This window comes from Ruegeria sp. N4, from assembly GCF_056531425.1.
In genome coordinates this window covers 32796-50193 of sequence record NZ_JBQFLT010000006.1, presented here as the reverse complement: position 1 = coordinate 50193, position 17398 = coordinate 32796, and the positions used below count along the sequence as shown (strand labels likewise).

General features: G+C 58.4%; 16 protein-coding genes and 2 tRNA genes. 3 read left to right on the top strand and 15 right to left on the bottom strand.

The genetic code is table 11. The features are described from left to right. Window positions 1-8: 8 nt before the first annotated feature. The 5 genes from ACR0LW_RS11060 to ACR0LW_RS11040 form a co-directional block, all read right to left on the bottom strand. Complete coding sequence (locus tag ACR0LW_RS11060; RefSeq protein WP_058280831.1) at window positions 9-806, bottom strand: carbohydrate ABC transporter permease; 798 nt, start codon at window positions 804-806, stop codon at window positions 9-11. Next, a complete protein-coding gene (locus ACR0LW_RS11055; protein ID WP_058280832.1) occupies window positions 803-1666 on the bottom strand; it encodes a carbohydrate ABC transporter permease in 864 nt (287 codons plus the stop codon). Before ACR0LW_RS11055 ends, ACR0LW_RS11060 begins: the two co-directional genes overlap by 4 nt. Then, a complete protein-coding gene (locus tag ACR0LW_RS11050) occupies window positions 1663-2739 on the bottom strand; it encodes an ABC transporter ATP-binding protein (RefSeq protein ID WP_170451619.1) in 1077 nt (358 codons plus the stop codon). The genes ACR0LW_RS11055 and ACR0LW_RS11050 overlap by 4 nt, the downstream gene beginning before the upstream one ends. 1 nt (window position 2740) lies before the next feature. After that, complete coding sequence (locus tag ACR0LW_RS11045) at window positions 2741-3790, bottom strand: ABC transporter ATP-binding protein (RefSeq protein ID WP_170517684.1); 1050 nt, start codon at window positions 3788-3790, stop codon at window positions 2741-2743. A 61-nt stretch (window positions 3791-3851) separates the two neighbouring features. Beyond that, window positions 3852-5591 (bottom strand): ABC transporter substrate-binding protein, encoded by a 1740-nt coding sequence (locus ACR0LW_RS11040; RefSeq protein WP_170451615.1) that lies wholly within the window; start codon window positions 5589-5591, stop codon window positions 3852-3854. Window positions 5592-6133: 542 nt separating this feature from the next. Between ACR0LW_RS11040 and ACR0LW_RS11035 the strand changes: the two genes are divergently transcribed. Then, window positions 6134-6913 (top strand): DeoR/GlpR family DNA-binding transcription regulator, encoded by a 780-nt coding sequence (locus ACR0LW_RS11035; RefSeq protein WP_480882664.1) that lies wholly within the window; start codon window positions 6134-6136, stop codon window positions 6911-6913. Window positions 6914-6952: 39 nt separating this feature from the next. On the opposite strand, the gene ACR0LW_RS11030 is transcribed toward ACR0LW_RS11035, so the two are convergent. The 6 genes from ACR0LW_RS11030 to ACR0LW_RS11005 form a co-directional block, all read right to left on the bottom strand. Next, window positions 6953-7027 (bottom strand) — tRNA-Glu (locus ACR0LW_RS11030). A 26-nt stretch (window positions 7028-7053) separates the two neighbouring features. Continuing rightward, a tRNA-Glu gene (locus ACR0LW_RS11025) sits at window positions 7054-7128 on the bottom strand. 107 nt (window positions 7129-7235) lie between these two features. Then, window positions 7236-8978, bottom strand: coding sequence for a single-stranded-DNA-specific exonuclease RecJ (gene recJ, locus ACR0LW_RS11020; protein ID WP_480581736.1), 1743 nt, complete (start codon window positions 8976-8978; stop codon window positions 7236-7238). 91 nt (window positions 8979-9069) lie between these two features. Continuing rightward, entirely contained in the window at window positions 9070-10053 is a 984-nt protein-coding gene (gene glpX, locus ACR0LW_RS11015) for a class II fructose-bisphosphatase (RefSeq protein WP_170621563.1), read from the bottom strand. Between the two features lie 71 nt (window positions 10054-10124). Then, window positions 10125-11411, bottom strand: coding sequence for a homoserine dehydrogenase (locus ACR0LW_RS11010; protein WP_480882663.1), 1287 nt, complete (start codon window positions 11409-11411; stop codon window positions 10125-10127). Between the two features lie 118 nt (window positions 11412-11529). Beyond that, window positions 11530-11883 carry a hypothetical protein gene (locus tag ACR0LW_RS11005; RefSeq protein WP_480882662.1) on the bottom strand — a complete coding sequence of 118 codons (354 nt, stop codon included), beginning with the start codon at window positions 11881-11883 and terminating at the stop codon, window positions 11530-11532. Here ACR0LW_RS11005 and ACR0LW_RS11000 point away from each other — a divergent pair. Then, window positions 11882-12469, top strand: coding sequence for a TetR/AcrR family transcriptional regulator (locus ACR0LW_RS11000; protein ID WP_170451607.1), 588 nt, complete (start codon window positions 11882-11884; stop codon window positions 12467-12469). The two genes, ACR0LW_RS11005 and ACR0LW_RS11000, sit on opposite strands and share 2 nt — an antisense overlap. A gap of 23 nt (window positions 12470-12492) precedes the next feature. On the opposite strand, the gene ACR0LW_RS10995 is transcribed toward ACR0LW_RS11000, so the two are convergent. Further along, window positions 12493-13404 (bottom strand): pirin family protein, encoded by a 912-nt coding sequence (locus ACR0LW_RS10995; protein ID WP_480882661.1) that lies wholly within the window; start codon window positions 13402-13404, stop codon window positions 12493-12495. A 158-nt stretch (window positions 13405-13562) separates the two neighbouring features. Here ACR0LW_RS10995 and ACR0LW_RS10990 point away from each other — a divergent pair, with 158 nt between their 5' ends. Beyond that, complete coding sequence (locus ACR0LW_RS10990; protein ID WP_480882660.1) at window positions 13563-14039, top strand: hypothetical protein; 477 nt, start codon at window positions 13563-13565, stop codon at window positions 14037-14039. Here the strand turns inward: ACR0LW_RS10990 and ACR0LW_RS10985 are convergent. The 3 genes from ACR0LW_RS10985 to ACR0LW_RS10975 are packed head-to-tail and all read right to left on the bottom strand — an operon-like array spanning window position 14036 to window position 17125. Continuing rightward, window positions 14036-14638: a hypothetical protein gene (locus ACR0LW_RS10985; protein WP_170451602.1), complete on the bottom strand. Its 603-nt coding sequence runs from the start codon at window positions 14636-14638 to the stop codon at window positions 14036-14038. The genes ACR0LW_RS10990 and ACR0LW_RS10985 overlap by 4 nt on opposite strands. Continuing rightward, window positions 14625-15227: a TadE family protein gene (locus tag ACR0LW_RS10980; RefSeq protein ID WP_170451600.1), complete on the bottom strand. Its 603-nt coding sequence runs from the start codon at window positions 15225-15227 to the stop codon at window positions 14625-14627. The genes ACR0LW_RS10985 and ACR0LW_RS10980 overlap by 14 nt, the downstream gene beginning before the upstream one ends. Continuing rightward, window positions 15224-17125 carry a pilus assembly protein TadG-related protein gene (locus tag ACR0LW_RS10975; protein ID WP_480882659.1) on the bottom strand — a complete coding sequence of 634 codons (1902 nt, stop codon included), beginning with the start codon at window positions 17123-17125 and terminating at the stop codon, window positions 15224-15226. Before ACR0LW_RS10975 ends, ACR0LW_RS10980 begins: the two co-directional genes overlap by 4 nt. Window positions 17126-17398 lie beyond the last annotated feature (273 nt).

Sequence of the window (17398 nt, the reverse complement as noted above, 5' to 3'; positions counted from 1 at the left end):
ATCGAACCTCACACACGTCCCATCGCGAAACCGCGCGCGATGTAGTTGCGGACAAACCAGATGACGATGGCGCCGGGGATGATCGTCAGGGTTCCGGCGGCGGCCAGCAGGCCCAGCTCATACCCCGCGCTGGAAGCGGTGCGGGTCATCACGGCAGCGATGGGTTTGGCCTCGACCGCCGTCAGGGTTTTTGCCAGCAGCATTTCCACCCATGAGAACATGAAGCAGAAGAAGGCCGCCACGCCGACGCCCGCTTTGATATTGGGCAGGAAGATCGTCACGAAGAACCGTGGGAAGGAATAGCCGTCGACATAGGCTGTTTCGTCCAACTCCTTCGGGATGCCGCGCATGAAGCCTTCCAGAATCCACACCGCCAGCGGCACGTTGAACAGCGTATGTGCCAGCGCCACAGCCAGATAAGTGTCGAACAGGTGGATCGACGAATAAAGCTGGAAGAAGGGCAGCGCGAAGACCGCCGCCGGGGCCATCCGGTTGGTCAGCAGCCAGAAGAATAACTGCTTGTCGCCCAGGAACCGATAGCGCGAGAACGCATAGGCCGCAGGCAGGGCCACACAGACCGACAACACCGTGTTGATCGTCACGTAGATGATCGAGTTGATGTAGCCCCAGTACCATGTCGGATCGGTGAAGATGGTGATATAGTTCTCCAGAGTAAAGGTCTGGGGGAACAGGGAAAAGCCCGACAGAATCTCGTTCGTCGTTTTGAAGGACATCGCCACCAGCCAATAGATCGGCAGCATCAGGAACGCGATATAGAGGATCGGAATAAGGGACCGCTTCTTCATTGCGCGTCATCCTTTGTCATCAGAGTGTAGAAGACCCAGCTGACCAGCAGCGTGATGGCGAAGTAGATCAGGCTCATCGCCGCAGCCGGGCCAAGGTCGAACTGTCCCAGCGCGATCTTCACAAGATCGATCGACAGCAAGGTGGTTGAGTTTCCGGGGCCGCCGCCGGTCAGAACGAAGGGCTCGGTGTAGATGTTGAAACTGTCCATGAACCGCAGCAGGACGGCGATGGTCAGGACGGTTTTCATCTTGGGCAACTGGATATAGCGGAACACCGACCACGGGCTGGCGCCATCGATCTTGGCGGCTTGGTAATACGCATCCGGGATCGAGACGAGCCCCGCGTAGCACAGCAGCACAACCAGCGAGGTCCAGTGCCAGACATCCATCACAATGACCGTGATCCAGGCCGAGATCGGCTGTTGCGTCATGTCATAGTTGATGCCCAGAACGTCATTCAGGAAATATCCCAGCAAACCAATTTTGGGCAGCGTGAAGATGTTCCACATCGAGCCGACCACGTTCCACGGGATCAGCATCGGCAGCGCCATCAGCACCAGACAAACCGGCACCCAGAAGCCTTTGCGCGGCATGGAAAGGGCGACGATGATGCCCAAAGGCACCTCGATCAGCAGGATCAGGAAGGTGAACAGGAATTGCCTTCCCAGCGCTGCCTGAAACCGGTCCGACCGCAGGATTTGTTCGAACCAGCCAAGCCCTTCCCAGAAGAACTGGTTGTTGCCGAAGGTTTCCTGCACCGAGTAGTTGACCACTGTCATCATCGGCACCAGCGCGTTGAACGCGACCAGTGCGAGAACTGGCAGGACAAAGAACCATGCCTTTTGGTTTTCCGTTCTCATTGCGCCCGCTCCTGAGTTGCGATCCAGCCGTCGCGGTAGACGCGGGATTGTTCGGGTTTGAATTGCAGAAAGACCTGTGATCCCGGTTCGGGCACTTCATGTTCCGTCACGGCCTTCAGCGCGGTGTTGCCGACCATCGCGCTTACCACATAGTGGCGGCCAATGTCGGAAACTTTGGTCACATGCGCCGGGATACCGGTATCGCCAAAGCCTACATATTCTGGGCGAATGCCCAGATCGGTGCGGCCTCCGTCGCCATGGGTCGGGCCTTCCAGCATGACCTCGTGGCCCTCGAACACGGCCCGATCGCCCTTGGCCTCGCAGGGCAGCACGTTCATGCCGGGTGAGCCGATGAAATGGCCGACGAATGTGTGCTGAGGGCGCTCGAACAGTTCAACCGGGGTGCCGATCTGCACCACCTCGCCGTCTTGCATCACCACGACTTCATCAGCGAAGGTCAGCGCCTCGGTCTGGTCGTGGGTCACGTAGATCATCGTGGCCTGCACGCGCTGGTGCAGTTCTTTCAGTTTGGACCGCAGCTTCCATTTCAGATGCGGGTCGATCACGGTCAACGGCTCATCGAACATCACCGCGTTCACGTCGTCGCGGACCAGCCCGCGACCCATCGAGATCTTCTGTTTGTTGTCCGGGCTGAGACCCGAGGCGCGGGTGTTCAGCATGTCGGTGACGTCCAGCATCTCGGCGATCTCATCGACGCGGCGTTTGATGGTCGCCGGGTCAACACCGCGGTTTTTCAACGGGAAAGCAAGGTTTTCGCCCACCGTCATCGTGTCGTAGATCACCGGAAACTGGAACACCTGCGCGATGTTGCGCTGATCGGGGGGCAGGGCGGTGACGTCCTGACCATCGAACAGAATCTGCCCCTCGGATGGTGTCAGCAGGCCCGAGATGATGTTCAGCAACGTGGACTTGCCGCAGCCCGACGGACCCAGCAGTGCATATGCGCCGCCGTCGCGCCAGGTTACGTCGATTTCCTTCAGCGCATAATCCTCAGGGCCTTTGGGTGAGGGCATATAGCTGTGCCGCAGGTTTGAAAGCTTGATCTGAGCCATGTCACGCGACCCTTTGGCCGTCTTGGCCGAAATACCGGCAATGCGCCGGGTTCATGTAGAAACTGTGATCTTCGCCCACCTGATAAGGGTGGACACCGGCGGCAAGCGACACCCAGGCATCCTCGCCATGCTGGAAATGTGCGCTGGAATCCGAACCCGACAGTTCGGTCACGATCACGCGCCCGGTCAGTTCCACATCCGCATCCGAGGTGCGGAACGGCGTCACGCGATGCGGGCGTACCGCGACGGAGTAGTCGCCATCTGCCATGCCCGAGACATTCCAGCGTCCGCCACCTTCCAATTGCGCCATAGCGCCTGTCACTGTGACCCGACCAACATTGATTGGCGGATCCGAAAAAACGCGCGCTGCGGCGATGTTTTCGGGGTTGCGGTAAATGTCGGCGGTGGGGCCGAACTGAGTGACCCGGCCATCCTCCATCAGCGCGGTGTAACCGCCCAGAAGCAACGCCTCTTCGGGTTCCGAGGTGGCATAGACCACCACGGCACCACGACCGGCGAACAGGTCGGGCAATTGCTCGCGCAGTTCTTCGCGCAGCTTGTAGTCGAGATTGGCCAGCGGCTCGTCCAGAAACACCGCGCGGCTTTCCTTAGCAATCGCGCGCGCTAAGGCGGTACGCTGTTGTTGCCCGCCCGACAGCTCATGCGGGCGGCGGTGCAGCATGGGGCGCAGTTGCAGCAGGTCGGCAGCCTCTTCGACGCGGCCCTCGATCTCGGACTTTGCCATGCCCGCCACGCGCAGGGGCGAGGCGATGTTGTCAAACACGCTCATATGCGGGTAATTGACGAAAAACTGGTGCACCAGACTGATCTGCCGCTTCTGCGTGTTCAGCCGGGTCACATCCTGCCCATCCATCAAAACCTTGCCCGAGGCGATCGGGTCCAGCCCGGCCATCATCTTGATAAGCGAGGTCTTTCCCGAGCCGGTCGCGCCCAGCAGCACGTTGAAATGGCCGGTTTGCAGCGTCAGGTTTGTAGGCTTGATATGGATGACGTTGCCGACCCGTTTGGTCGCGTCCTGTAGTTCGATCATCGGGGAAACTCGTGGGGTATTTGGGGTAGGCCGGGCTGAAGCCCGGCCTACGATGTTGCGTTTACTGGGACTGCCAGCGCTGAACCAGTTCGTCATAGTTGACGGTCTGACCCTGCGGCTTTTCGTTCTCCAGCTTCGCCTTGGGCGAACCGGCCTTTTCCAGCCAGAAGGACGGATCCTGCGGCTCGTTCAGGCGGGGGCCACAGCCGCCGTAGACATTGGCTGCTTCGTCCGCCGCCTGCATCCGGGACATGGTGATGTCCATCTCTTCGGCCAGACGATCCATCGCCTCTTGCGGAGTGAAGGCACCCGAGTTCACGTCACCGATCTGCTGCCACCAGATCTGGGCCAGCTTCGGATAATCCGGCACGTTGATGCCGGTCGGCGACCAGGCCACACGGTCAGGCGAGCGGTAGAACTCGACCAGACCACCCAGCTTGGGTGCGCGTTCGGTGAACGACTCGTGATTGACCGAGCTGTCGCGTGCGAAGGTCAGACCCACGTGGGATTTCTTCACATCGACAGTTTTCGACGTCACGAACTGAGCGTACAGCCATGCCGCCTGAGCCCGATCCGACGGGGTCGATTTCAGGAAGGTCCATGACCCCACGTCCTGATAGCCAACCTTCTGGCCTTCTTCCCAATAGGGGCCATGGGGGCTGGGCGCCATCCGCCATAGCGGCGTGCCTTCGTCGTCGACAGTATTGTTGCCTTCGGACTTCGGCTTGACCATGTCGGCGGTAAAGGCGGTGTACCAGAAGATCTGCTGGGCCACGTTGCCTTGGCTAAGCGCGGGCAGCGACTGGTAGAAGTCATAGGACGCCGCACCGGGAGGGGCATAGGCCCGCAGCCATTCATCCCACTTGCGGATCGCATAGACCGCGGCCGGACCGTTCGCAGCACCACCGCGCGACACCGAAGCGCCAACCGGATTACAGGTGCCCGCTTCCATGCGGATGCCCCATTCGTCGACGGGAACGCCGTTCGGCTCGCCCACGTCACCGGCACCGGCCATCGACAGCCATGCGTCGGTCATACGCCAGCCCAGGTCAGGCGCGCGTTTGCCGTAGTCCATGTGGCCATAGATCGCCACACCGTCGACTTCCTTCACGTCGTTGGTGAAGAACTCGGCGATGTCCTCATAGGCCGACCAGTTGACCGGAACGCCCAGATCATAGCCGTATTTCTCTTTGAACGCGGCCTTGTTGGCCTCGTCATCGAACCAGTCCTTGCGGAACCAATAAAGGTTCGCGAACTGCTGATCCGGCAGCTGATACAGGTTGCCGTCCGGGCCGGTGGTGAACTGAATGCCCATGAAGTCATCCAGATCCAGTGTTGGCGAGGTCGTCGCCGCCCAGTCACCGCCCATCTGTTCGGTCAGGTTATACGCCAGTTGCAGGCGCGAGTGGGTGCCGATCAGGTCGCTGTCATTGACATAGCCGTCATACAGGTTTCGGCCGGTCTGCATCTGGGTTTGAACGGCCTGAACCACTTCGCCCTCACCAAGTATCTGATGATTGACCTTGATACCGGTGATTTCCTCGAACGCTTTGGCCAGAACCTCGGATTCATAGGAATGCGTGGGGATGCTTTCCGACAGAACGTTCAGTTCCATTCCGGCATAGGGTTCGGCAGCTTTGATGAACCACTGCATTTCCGCCATCTGTTCGTCTTTCGACAAGCTGGACGGCTGGAACTCATCATCGATCCAACGCTGTGCTGCGGCTTCGTCGGCCCAAACGGGACCGTGCCCCGCAATGACGGCAGCCGCCGCCACTGCGGAAAGTAGATGTCTCCGCATCTGTCTCCTCCCAAAGATTATGGTTGTCCGGCGCTAACCGGATGGCGCTCAGCATCAGCGATTTTTTGCATATGTGTCAAACTAAATTTTTAGTAAATGAGGATCGGAGAAGAATTCGGATGCGAACCCCGCGCCGTTTCTAGGTTCGCATTTTTCATCTAACTGATTGTAAAGTAATATTTAAAATGCGCAATCAACCTTGGGATACGTGACGCGTTCGCGTGAGAATAATCGATGCCCTGAACCCGTATGCTCTGAAATTCTGTTCCGAAGACTGACAGCGATGCACCTTTTATTCGGCTGTTTTTGGCTCATTTGGCGGACACTGTTTTTAGGGGCCAATTACACGCTCGCAGCCCTACGGCGCAGCCAGAATCGCGATTCGCCCCCAATGCCAAGGCAATGGCCTCATCACAGTACCGATCCGCGCTGTTGCCCGAATAACCAACCCTGCCAGAGATCGCAGTGCGAATTGTAAATCTGCTGGATTTGCCGGCTCGGCTTCGTAGTTTTTACGCCAGTTTGATTTTTCGGAGCCGACCTTGAAAAAGCCCGTCCTCAATACCCATCGCGAGCTTGAACTGCTGGACGCCCTCAAGCGTCTCGGTGGGACGGCCCGGAACTCGGAACTTGCCACGATGCTGAATGTCTCCGAAGAGACGGTGCGTCGTACGATCAAAGCCTTGTCCAGCGCCGGCACGGTCGAACGTGTTCACGGCGGTGTTTACCTTGCGGGGGCACAGGGCGATCCCGGATTTTTCCGCCGTATTTCTCAACATGCTGACGAAAAACGCCTCATAGCGCAGCATGTCGCGCGGATGGTCAGGGACCGGATGACCATCTTCCTGGACGTCGGATCGACGACCGCTTTTGTGGCAGAGGAACTGCGCCATGCCGAGAACCTGACCGTCGTGACAAACTCAATCGTGGTGGGGCTGACACTGGTGGGCGTCAATGGCAACCGGGTGCATTTGTTGGGGGGCGAGATGCAAAGCGACGAGCGCGGTACCTTCGGGCACGTGGCGCACCGGCAGCTGCAGCGTTATGCCTTTGACCTTGCGATCCTCAGCACCGACGCGATTTCGGACAGCAAAGGGTTTTTGTATCAAAGCCTTGGCGAGGCGGATCTTGCATCCGTCGTGGTGCAGAATGCGGATCAGGTTGTAATGGCGGCAGCGCATTACAAATACGACGTATCGGCACCCTATGTGGGCCCGGATCCGCGCCGGATTCACATATTGGTAACGGACAAAGCCCCGGACGGAGCGCTGGCCGATCAGATCGCAGAATGGGGCATAGACATGCAAATCGCGTCTGCATGAGCCATCGCAGCCGTTTTCGTTCGCGATATAGGAAGGAAATGGCAGCCCGTAGGGGAATCGAACCCCTCTTTCCAGGTTGAAAACCTGGCGTCCTAACCGATAGACGAACGGGCCACTGGGTATTGGCGCGCAAGCAAAAATGGCAGCCCGTAGGGGAATCGAACCCCTCTTTCCAGGTTGAAAACCTGGCGTCCTAACCGATAGACGAACGGGCCACGCTGGCTTGTGGAGGGCCTTTTACGGTTTCACCCCGACCCCCGCAAGCCGAAAAATGCAGGGATGCGAAAGTTTTTTGGTGGCTTGAAACAGACCGGAAATCCGTTCAATTGGCCTCCGCCGCATCCTCAAGCCGAAGCTGTACGTTTTGACGACCACCCCAGGAATTTACTTCGAGCCGACCGGCAAAATGAAACCGCGCGCCGCCGTGGTTCGAAAGCCTTTCGCCCAAGGGGCCGTCGAATGCCCCAAAGGCGATGGCGTCCAACCCGCTGCTCAGCCCGTCGGACAGGGAAAGTTTCAGATGCGACTCGCCCACGCGCTTGGCAAACCGTACCTGCAGATCGGGCAGGGCATAGCGTGGGGCAGGGGCGCTGGCCCCAAAAGGGCCTGCCTTTTCAATCTGTTCGATCAGGTCTACGGTGGCCGCGCCGGGCATCAAAGCGCCATCCAGCTTCAAGTCCGCCGGGCCGCCTTGCCCCGCGCCTTGTTTGGCCAGCAGTTCCGACAGACGTTCCATCGCCGGTTCCAATTGGTCCCGCATCACGGTCAGCCCCGCCGCCATTTTGTGGCCGCCGCCTTTGACCAGCAGCCCCTCGGCCGCCAGCCGCTGGATCGAAGCCCCCAAATCGACACCCGACACCGACCGGCCCGAGCCCTTGCCCTCATCCCCGTCAAAGCCGATGACGATGGCGGGGCGGTTCGCGGCTTCTTTTAGGCGAGAGGCGACAATACCGACGACGCCGGGATGCCAGCCCTCGCCAGCGGCCCAGACAAGTGGCGCGTCCAGACCGCGTTCCTCAGCCTGTTCCAGCGCTGCAGCTCGCACGGCATTTTCAATGTCACGTCGTTCGGAATTCAACGCATCCAGTCGCTGGGACAGGGCTTCGGCTTCGGTCATCGAGTCGGTGCTGAGCAACCGCGCGCCCAGATCGGCCTGACCGATGCGCCCGCCCGCATTGACCCTTGGGCCCAGCAGAAACCCCAAGTGATAGCTGTTTGGCGCGGAATCCATACGCGCAACATCTGACAGCGCCACAAGTCCGGGCCGTTGCCGCCCGGCCATAACCTTCAACCCCTGCCGAACCAAAGCCCGATTGGCCCCGATCAAAGGGGCCACATCGGCGACCGTGGCTAGAGCGACGAGATCCAGCAAAGACACCAGATCCGGTCCCTTCGCCCCGGCTTCACGCATTTGCCGCCCGGCCTCAACCAGCGTCAGAAAGACCACCCCAGCCGCGCAGAGATAGCCCAGATCGCCGCTTTCATCCTGTCGGTTCGGGTTCACGACGGCCACACAGTCGGGCAAAGTTTCTCCACCCAGATGGTGATCCAGAACGATGACATCCGCGCCTTTGGCCGCCGCGATTGGCTCATGACTCAAAGTGCCGCAATCAACGCAAATGATCAGATCGTGCGCCGCCGCCAGTTCCTGCATGGCGGGAACATTCGGCCCATACCCTTCATCAATCCGGTCGGGTACGTAAAGCGTCGCCTGAAGCCCCATCTGGCGCAGCCAGACCAGAAGCAAAGCCGCCGAACTGCCGCCATCTACGTCATAGTCCGCGAAAACCGCGATCCGCTGTTTGTCCCGAACGGCCTTGAGAAACCGCGCCGCCGCAACTTCCATATCCTTCAAGCTGCGCGGATCCGGCAACAGCTCTTTCAGCTTCGGCTCCAGAAAGCCAGCCGCCTCCATCGGAGGAACACCGCGCCGCGCCAGAACCTGACAAACCGCGCGCGGCAGGTCGGCTTGTTGGGCCAGCATCTCGGTCGCGCGCTCAACCTCGGGCGAGGGGCCCACCCAACGCCGACCCGTCAAAGATTGCTCAACCCCAAGAAAACCCATCGCGCCCCTCATGCACCAAGGCCGGACCCTTGCGGACCCGGCCCTTCTTCTCGTTCAAAATACGGTCGCCGAAGGCAGCGGCGCAAGCCGCTTAGCCGTCGTTATGCGACCACATGGGCGTGCGGTAGGACATACGACGCACCGACCCGGTTTTGGACCGCATGAGCAAGGTGGTCGTCTCAACCCAACCCGGCTCGCGCTTGATGCGCGGCAACAGCGAGCCGCCGGTCACGCCGGTCGCGGCAAAGATCACATCGGCGGTCACCATTTCATCGCGCGCATAGACACGGTCCAGATCGGTGATGCCCGCTTTGGCCGCACGGCCACGTTCGTCATCATTGCGGAACAGCAGACGGCCAAAAATCTGACCGCCCATGCATTTCAGCGCGGCTGCGGCCAGAACGCCCTCGGGCGCGCCGCCTTGCCCCATATACATGTCGATGCCGGTCACTTCGCTTTCCGCGCAGTGCATTACACCTGCCACGTCGCCATCTGTAATCAACCGGATCGAGGCACCGGTCTCGCGCACCTCGGCAATCATCGCCTCGTGACGCGGGCGTTCCAGAATGCAGACAGTGATATCGGCAGGCTCACAGCCTTTGGCCTTGGCCAAGGCTTCCACCCGTTCGCGCGGGCTCATATCCAGATTGACGACGCCTTCGTCATAGCCCGGACCCACGGCCAGTTTGTCCATGTAGACGTCCGGCGCGTGCAGCATCGACCCGCGCGGGCCCATGGCGATCACGGTCAGCGCATTCGGCATGTCCTTGGCGGTCAGCGTGGTGCCTTCCAGCGGGTCCAGCGCGATGTCCACTCCGGGGCCGTTCCCGGTGCCGACTTCTTCACCGATATACAGCATCGGAGCTTCGTCCCGTTCACCTTCACCGATGACAACAACACCCGCGATATCCAGCAGGTTCAACTGCTCGCGCATCGCGTTGACCGCGGCCTGATCGGCGGCTTTCTCGTCACCACGGCCAACCAGCGAGGCCGAGGCAAGCGCCGCCTGTTCTGCGACACGCGCAAGTCCCAAAGACAACAGGCGGTCGTTAAAATCGATCTTGGCAGCACTCATGCGATGTATTCCTTTGGTCGGCAATGGCGTTACGTCTGGCATAGCCTGCACGGGGCGCAGGCCGCAAGGGGTCAGACCTGTTCGATCCGCAAGGCGACAGGTTCACCGGCAACAACATCCGTGTCGCGGAACCCGTCCAGCGCCACGTCCAGAGTGGCGCGTGTGGTCTTATGCGTCACGATCAGAACCGGCGCGGTGTCGTCGCTGTGCCCATACTGGCGCATCCGGTCGATCGAAACCCCGGCATCGCCCAGAATGGCCGCGATTTTGGCCAGTGCGCCCGGTTTGTCGAACAGGGCCAGCCGCAGATAGTAGGGGGCGGGCAGGCCGGTGCGGGCCGGGGTGGCGTCTTCCAGCGAATTCGCCGGGCGGCCGAAGGTCGAGATTTGCAGCCCACGCGCCAGATCGCAGACATCGCCCATCACCGCACTTGCGGTCGGGCCTTCCCCTGCACCGGGGCCACGCAGAACAACCTGTTCCACCGCGTCGCCTTCGATCACGACCATATTGGTGCCGCCTTCCAACTGACCCAGTGGTGAGTCGCTGGGCACAAGACATGGCTGCATCCGCTGTTCCAGACCGCGTGCCGTCCGCTGGGCTACGCCCAGCAGTTTGATGCGAAAGCCCATGTCATGGGCCTGATCGATATCTTCCAGGCTGATTTGTTGAATGCCTTCGATCTCGATCCCGTCGAAATTTGGTTTGGTGCCAAACGCGATCGACGACAACAGCGCAAGTTTATGCGCCGCGTCGATGCCGCCGACGTCGAGGTTCGGGTCCGCCTCAAGATAGCCAAGCTCGGCACATTCATCGAACAGCGCGTTATAGCCCTGACGCTGCGATTGCATCCGGGTCAGGATATAGTTGCAGGTGCCGTTCATGACGCCCATGACGCGGGTAATTTCGTTCCCGGCCAGACCTTCGGTCAGGGATTTGATCACCGGGATACCGCCCGCCACGGCGGCCTCGAACCGGATGACGCGCCCTGCGGCCTCGGCCTGTTCCGCAAGGTCCTGACCGTGGATCGCCAGCAGCGCCTTGTTGGCGGTGACCACATCCTTGCCGCTGGCCAGCGCCGCCTCGACCGAGGCTTTGGCCGGACCGTTCTCGCCGCCCATCAGTTCCACATAGACGTCAATGTCGTCGCGCTTGGCCAAAGCGACCGGATCAACCTCCCACGCATAGTCAGAGAGGTTCACGCCGCGATCCTTGTTGGGGTCGCGGGCCGACACGGCCACGATTTCGATCCGACGCCCCGTGCGGGCCTGCAGCAGATCCGCATGACGGCGGATGATCTTGATGACACCCACACCAACCGTTCCCAAGCCCGCAATTCCAAGCCGCAGCGCCTGTGTCATTCCGTGGGTTCCTTTCCGCTCGACATGTTCTGAAACCGGACGCTTTTGTCCGTTCAGCGCTGCCTTAGCGGGTTCAGGCCGGGGGTGCAATCCGTCACTAGGCCCTGACCGGTTTAAGCTAGTTGGTTTCAGCGTTCTGAAGCGCTTCGGCCTTTTTCTTCAGCGCCTCGCTGCGGGTGGTCAGGTCTTCTTCGACCTCTTCCGCCTCGCTGACAGGATCCACCGGTGCGCCCAGCGTGTCCTGCAGCGGGATCAGACGTGGATAGGCGGCTTTTTGGATCCCGCGCGGTTCGACCCCGTCCAACTCGGGAATATCGGCACAGCTTGCCAGAGCAACCGTCAGGATCAAAAAGGGCAAAGCTTTCATCGACAAAGGCTCTCTCTGGCGCAGATCCCCCCCGTGATGCACCTTTTGCCGGATCGGATCAAGCGGGCTTCTATCTGAACGATTGTTCAGATACGGTGTTTTCATGGCACGCACACAGGGATCACATTCGGACATCACCGGACCGCGCATTCGCAGCGCCGCGTTAAGGCTTTTTGCCCGCCACGGCTATGCGGCGGTGTCGATGCGCCAGATCGCAAAAGAGGTCGGGGTACAGGCCGGGGCGCTTTACAACTACACCCCGGACAAACAAAGCCTGCTGTTCCGCCTGATGCGCGAACATATGCAGGATCTGTTGCAGGCCTATGCCGATTTGAACACCGCATCCGATCCGAAAGAGGCGCTGCGCCGCTTTGTTGGTTTCCATATCCGCTTCCATCTGGAACGCCCGGACGAGGTCTTTATCGCCTATATGGAGTTGCGCAATCTGACGCCCGAGAACTTTACCGAGATCGAAGACCTGCGCCGCCGATACGAAGACGCGCTGGAAACGATCCTGCACAAGGGCCAGCAAGCGGGTGAATTTGCGATTTCGGATACCAAGATCGCGACCCTTGCGGTGATCGCAATGCTGAACGGCGTCATGACATGGTATCGGGCCGGAGGGCGGCTGTCGCTGGACGAGGTCGAGCAGATTTACTGGGACATGGTCCGCAGCGCGGTCGCGGCCTGACCGAAGCCAGGCTGCTTTGACGGCTAATGCGCCGGGCGGATGAAGGAGCCGTTGCGTAGTTCGCGAAACGCCTGTTCCAGTTCGGCCCGCGTGTTCATGACAATTGGGCCGTGCCAGGCCACAGGTTCATCAATCGGCGCCCCCGAGATCAGCAGAAAGCGCACGCCTTCGGGCCCGGCCTGAACGGTGACCTCATCGCCTGTACCAAAGCGCACCAGAGTACGGTCGCCGGACATATCGCGGATATTCACCTCCGCCCCGGCAACCTCTTTTTCCAGCAACACGCCGGTCGGTTGCGAGGCATCGGCAAACGCGGCCTGGCCCTGAAAGACATAGGCAAAGGCGCGGCGGTAGGTGTCGATGCGAAAGGTCTTTTTCACGCCCGCCGGGATCTGGATGTCCAGATACTGAGGGTCCGCTGCAATGCCATCCACCGGACCGGTCTTGCCCCAGAACTCACCCACAATCACGCGCACGATTGTGCCGTCATCGTCGATGACCTCGGGGATGTCCTTGCTTTGCACATCCTGATAGCGCGGCGCAGTCATCTTCTGGGCCGAGGGCAGGTTGCCCCAAAGCTGAAAGCCATGCATCTGACCGCTGGTATTCCCGTGCGGCATCTCCTGATGCAGAATGCCCGACCCGGCGGTCATCCATTGCACATCGCCTGCGCCCAGCGTGCCGCTGTTACCAAGCGAATCCGAATGCTCGACCGTTCCGGCCAGCACATAGGTGATGGTTTCGATCCCGCGATGGGGGTGCCATGGAAATCCGGCCTGATAGTCCTGCGGACGCTCGTTGCGGAAATCATCGAACAGCAGAAACGGGTCCAGTTCCGATGGATCCTGAAATCCGAACGCGCGATGTAATTTGACGCCAGCCCCTTCCATCGTGGGCATGGCTTTGCGGGTTTCCAAAGTGGGTCTCAGGGACATGAGTGCCTCCTATTCCTTTGCACAGCATGTAACCCCTGCATTGCTGCGGTCAATTTGCATAAACCCACTGGACTTGTGCGAATTTGTGCAGATATCGGTGGCCCTGTTTTTCCGTGGAAAAAGCGGATAGACGGGTTCCGTACAAAGCGGAGGCATCCATGCAAGATGAAGTGCTGGCAACAATAGAGGCCTCAGCGCCCAGACGCTGGGCGGGGGTTGCCATGTTGTCAACGGTTGGCCTTCTTGTTCTGCATGTCGCCTTTGCCACCCCACCCGCGCTGGTGTGGCAGATTTTCCTGCTGATCGTTGGTGGGGCGGCTATGTGGCTGGCCTATCGCGTCTGGTACGCCACGCAGGACCGGATCGAACTGACCCGCAGCGAACTGCGCACCGGAACAGGGCAGGTGATCGCAATCGTGGACGAGATCGAAGCGGTGGACCGGGGCGTGTTCGCCTTCAAGCCGTCAAACGGATTTCTGGTCCGCATGCGGTCGAAACCGGGTAACACCTGGGCACCAGGATTGTGGTGGCGGCTTGGACGACGTGTTGGCGTCGGCGGCATGACCGCCGCCTCCGAGGCCAAGTTCATGTCAGAAATGCTCTCGGCCATGCTGATGGAGAGGGAAGGGGTTTAGCAGTCGTCAGCTGCGACAATCTGCGTATATCCACGCGGTTGAGTGAAAATAAACTTGTCGATGGCGAACGAATGATCCCCGTACCCGATTCTGAAGGGTCGAGTATACCAGTCTTTTGTTTCGACGAGGATCATTGTGGCCCTGTCCGCCATTACAGGAATACGCCCTTTGAATTCTTCGTTAAGAGTTTGGTTATCCAATTCGTCAAAGCTGTCGCCTCGGACGCAAGACCAGAGCTTTTCGTAGCTTCCTCCGTCCGCTTCGTTTTCGCCCGCGTTAAAGCGGACGAAAGAAATTCGCATAGACACAGTTGACCGGTCTGCGACCATGAATTTTTGCAGGTCATACATGTTCGAAATGTAATTGGCCGTAACCAAGTTCTTTTCGCGAGAAAGAATGTCAGCGACTGCATAGGCCGCCTTCAGGTTTCGAGCGCTTTGACGATAGCCGTCAAAGAATGTGTAGGAGGCCCAGATTGACCAGAACAGAAGCGGAAAAATCATGACCGCTTCGATGCTCACGATCCCGTCCTCCTTGCGGAAGAAACGTGCGAGCCGATTGGCTGTTGGTTGAACGATGTACTTCTTAAAACGGTTCATGGACAAACACCGTTGTTGAATGCAGTTCGTACTGGCCGTCTGGGTCTTGTTGGGCCAATCGTCCCAGCGTTGTGCCAAAAAACAGCGGATCGACTTCAATGCAAGCCCGAACGACCATCAATTGATTGGACGTACCGGGCGTGAACAACTGGTCTTCTTTTCCGCGCACTTCTTCAGGCGTATCAACGCAATAAGGGTTGCTGAATACGCTGCCGAGATCTGACTCGGGATTGTCGCTGAAGATACTGTCTTCTGCGTAAGGATTGATCGAGAGCATTTCCAATGCCAGATTGTCGAAACAATCCGGGATGACGCCAGCTTTGTCGCAAATGATCTGTTTCAGCAAGGTATGCGTCCACACCGCGCCGATGCTAGAATCGTATTCTTCAATGCGGTTCATGCGAACGTCCTGAATGGTTTCGTCCAGTGCCCGCTCCAGGTTGGTGTGGTTCCAGGCCACGATTCCCATCTCAACGCCGGAATAGGTTGTCATCATGAAGACCGGGAACCAGAACACGAATTCAATAGTGGCCATTCCGTCTTCTTTGCCGCGAAATCGGCGCAGATTATTTAAAAGGCGTGTGATCATTGTGTGAGCCTCAGGTTTCGAATGCTCGATGTAATCGAAGCAAACACGTTTGGCAGATCTTCTGGTGTGGCTTCATAATATGTTCCGACGTCCGTGCGGCAATGCTGCATGATCGCGCGGCCCGCGCTCGGGGCTTCCAATGAGATAGTAAAGATTACGACACCCATTTGGTCTTTCGCGTAGGTGCACATCGAGCGCACACGAGGATCTTTCGTACCCTGGCCGCTTGACGAAACGGCGTCATAGTAAAAGTCGTAGGCCCAGCTAGAACCGTAGTAGTCATAGAAGCGCTGGTACAGGTTGTATCGCGTTGCTCGTTCCCACAACTCTGGCCACGTCAGATTGTCCGAAGGCTGTACGTCTAAGTCGAGGTAGGTTTTTACGCGCGGATTGTCCCTATCAAGGCTTACGCATTCACCCGTGGTACCGGAGAAGGCCAGGCAGCGGTACTGAATAAACCCCCTTACGTACTCACCGGTTGGGTCTACTTCTTCAGCTGTCGCGACGCTGTCCGTGTTTACGTAAGTGAGGGTATCGGTGTTTACAATCGTGTTGCCAAAACAAGTGGGCTGGAGCTCGTCTCTAACCCAATACGCGCCGCCATTTGACGAGTCCCATTCGATCATGTCGACATCTGGCCAGATGTAGTCTGTACCGAATTCAATGGTGATTTCGTCATTTTCATCCAACTCTGCGTATGAAACGTATTCGTTCAGCCCATCGTTCCAGCAAACGCCGGACTTACCATCGCGGTAGGGATCGTTCGTCCAGTATTGGGTCGTATTCGCACCGTCCGTCATAAGTATCATAACTTTGAGTGTATCACCGCTTCGCGGGTTGTCTGGGCGAGATGCGAACTCAGATGGAACATCACCTGCGGCCGCCATCTGCGCAACTACGGGTTGGAAGCTGTCGTCAAGCAGGGTCAGGCCCCATTTAACGCCAAGGTCGATCGACGTATTCCCATCCGCGACAAACGATTCAATTTTATCTTTTAGAAGGTCTGCATCCTTCTGAAAGATCATTGCTTCACGGTTCTCGTCGGTCTCACAAATTTCGCTGTAGACCAGATTGTTATTCACCGGGCGCTGGTCGTAATTGTTCCAAGGAGTGAAATGCAGTGTGCGATCATACACCAGGTTCAGATCGAAATCGCTGGTCTGAAATTGAGCGGTTTCAAAGTTGATGCAATTTGCATGCGGGTTAACACCGTCGGTGTTCAGGTATCCCATCACAGAATCCGGCAGCGCAACTTGCGTCGCGTAAGGAATGATCGAAATCGACATTTTGCCGTCTTCGGATTTATCGACCATTTCCTGCACAAATTCCTGTGCCGCCAGTTTCAGCGTCGTAAGGCGGCTGTTCCGGTTCATCGAGCCAGAAACATCCAGAACCATCGAAATCTCGACATTCCCCAGCGCTTCTTCCGCGGCGCTGACAACCGAAGTCGTGATCGTATCAACGTCCCACCACTGCATGAAGTGCATTTTGACGGGCATAACTGCGGTCGCCTCGACGCGACGGAAACCTTCAATGGTCACAGCGTCGGAACCGCAAAGGTTTGCAGGTTCGATGACAATTTGATCCTTCAGAAGAAATTCTTTTAAACCTTCTTTATCCAGATAATCTTCGATGACTTCAGTGGGGCAAAGGTCCTGCGCCAGGTCGGTCGCCGCCAAAACTGCACGATCCAGCGAGTATTGAAGCCGCGCGCGCTCGTGGTCAAAGCGCATGATGTCAACGGCAAATCCTCCGACGGCAAATACGATCATTATAAGGACCAGCGTAAAGATCGTCATGGTCCCGTCTTCTGACCGGACAAACGAATGCGGCGCAGATCCATGCCGGTCTGCGCGCTTTGGTTTGTCGATAATCCGCTTCCAGTCAAATTTCTTCATAATGAGTCCCTCTGCCGGTCAGGCACACTGATCTCAGTCCGTCGCAACTTTAATAAATTAGCCGTGGAACGTGGCGAGATTTGGGCGCCTTTGCCACTATGATGCTATTATTGAATGAAAATCGGCCGCAGTTTGGGGCTGCTTGTCAGCTTTGTTTCGTCAGGGCGAACAATTCCGGGGCAAGTGTTAACCGGACGACTCAGGCCCTTAACCGATAACCAATCCTTCAGGAAGTGATGAAAAAAAGTGCAAGAGAAGATTGCAGCATCGAGT

Bases quoted from the DNA above. Each gene is read 5' to 3' on its own strand.
- ACR0LW_RS11060 (WP_058280831.1), bottom strand. From the start codon at position 806: ATGAAGAAGCGGTCCCTTATTCCGATCCTCTATATCGCGTTCCTGATG.
- ACR0LW_RS11055 (WP_058280832.1), bottom strand. From the start codon at position 1,666: ATGAGAACGGAAAACCAAAAGGCATGGTTCTTTGTCCTGCCAGTTCTC.
- ACR0LW_RS11050 (WP_170451619.1), bottom strand. From the start codon at position 2,739: ATGGCTCAGATCAAGCTTTCAAACCTGCGGCACAGCTATATGCCCTCA.
- ACR0LW_RS11045 (WP_170517684.1), bottom strand. From the start codon at position 3,790: ATGATCGAACTACAGGACGCGACCAAACGGGTCGGCAACGTCATCCAT.
- ACR0LW_RS11040 (WP_170451615.1), bottom strand. From the start codon at position 5,591: ATGCGGAGACATCTACTTTCCGCAGTGGCGGCGGCTGCCGTCATTGCG.
- recJ (WP_480581736.1), bottom strand. From the start codon at position 8,978: ATGGGTTTTCTTGGGGTTGAGCAATCTTTGACGGGTCGGCGTTGGGTG.
- glpX (WP_170621563.1), bottom strand. From the start codon at position 10,053: ATGAGTGCTGCCAAGATCGATTTTAACGACCGCCTGTTGTCTTTGGGA.
- ACR0LW_RS11010 (WP_480882663.1), bottom strand. From the start codon at position 11,411: ATGACACAGGCGCTGCGGCTTGGAATTGCGGGCTTGGGAACGGTTGGT.
- ACR0LW_RS11000 (WP_170451607.1), top strand. From the start codon at position 11,882: ATGGCACGCACACAGGGATCACATTCGGACATCACCGGACCGCGCATT.
- ACR0LW_RS11005 (WP_480882662.1), bottom strand. From the start codon at position 11,883: ATGAAAACACCGTATCTGAACAATCGTTCAGATAGAAGCCCGCTTGAT.
- ACR0LW_RS10995 (WP_480882661.1), bottom strand. From the start codon at position 13,404: ATGTCCCTGAGACCCACTTTGGAAACCCGCAAAGCCATGCCCACGATG.
- ACR0LW_RS10990 (WP_480882660.1), top strand. From the start codon at position 13,563: ATGCAAGATGAAGTGCTGGCAACAATAGAGGCCTCAGCGCCCAGACGC.
- ACR0LW_RS10985 (WP_170451602.1), bottom strand. From the start codon at position 14,638: ATGAACCGTTTTAAGAAGTACATCGTTCAACCAACAGCCAATCGGCTC.
- ACR0LW_RS10980 (WP_170451600.1), bottom strand. From the start codon at position 15,227: ATGATCACACGCCTTTTAAATAATCTGCGCCGATTTCGCGGCAAAGAA.
- ACR0LW_RS10975 (WP_480882659.1), bottom strand. From the start codon at position 17,125: ATGAAGAAATTTGACTGGAAGCGGATTATCGACAAACCAAAGCGCGCA.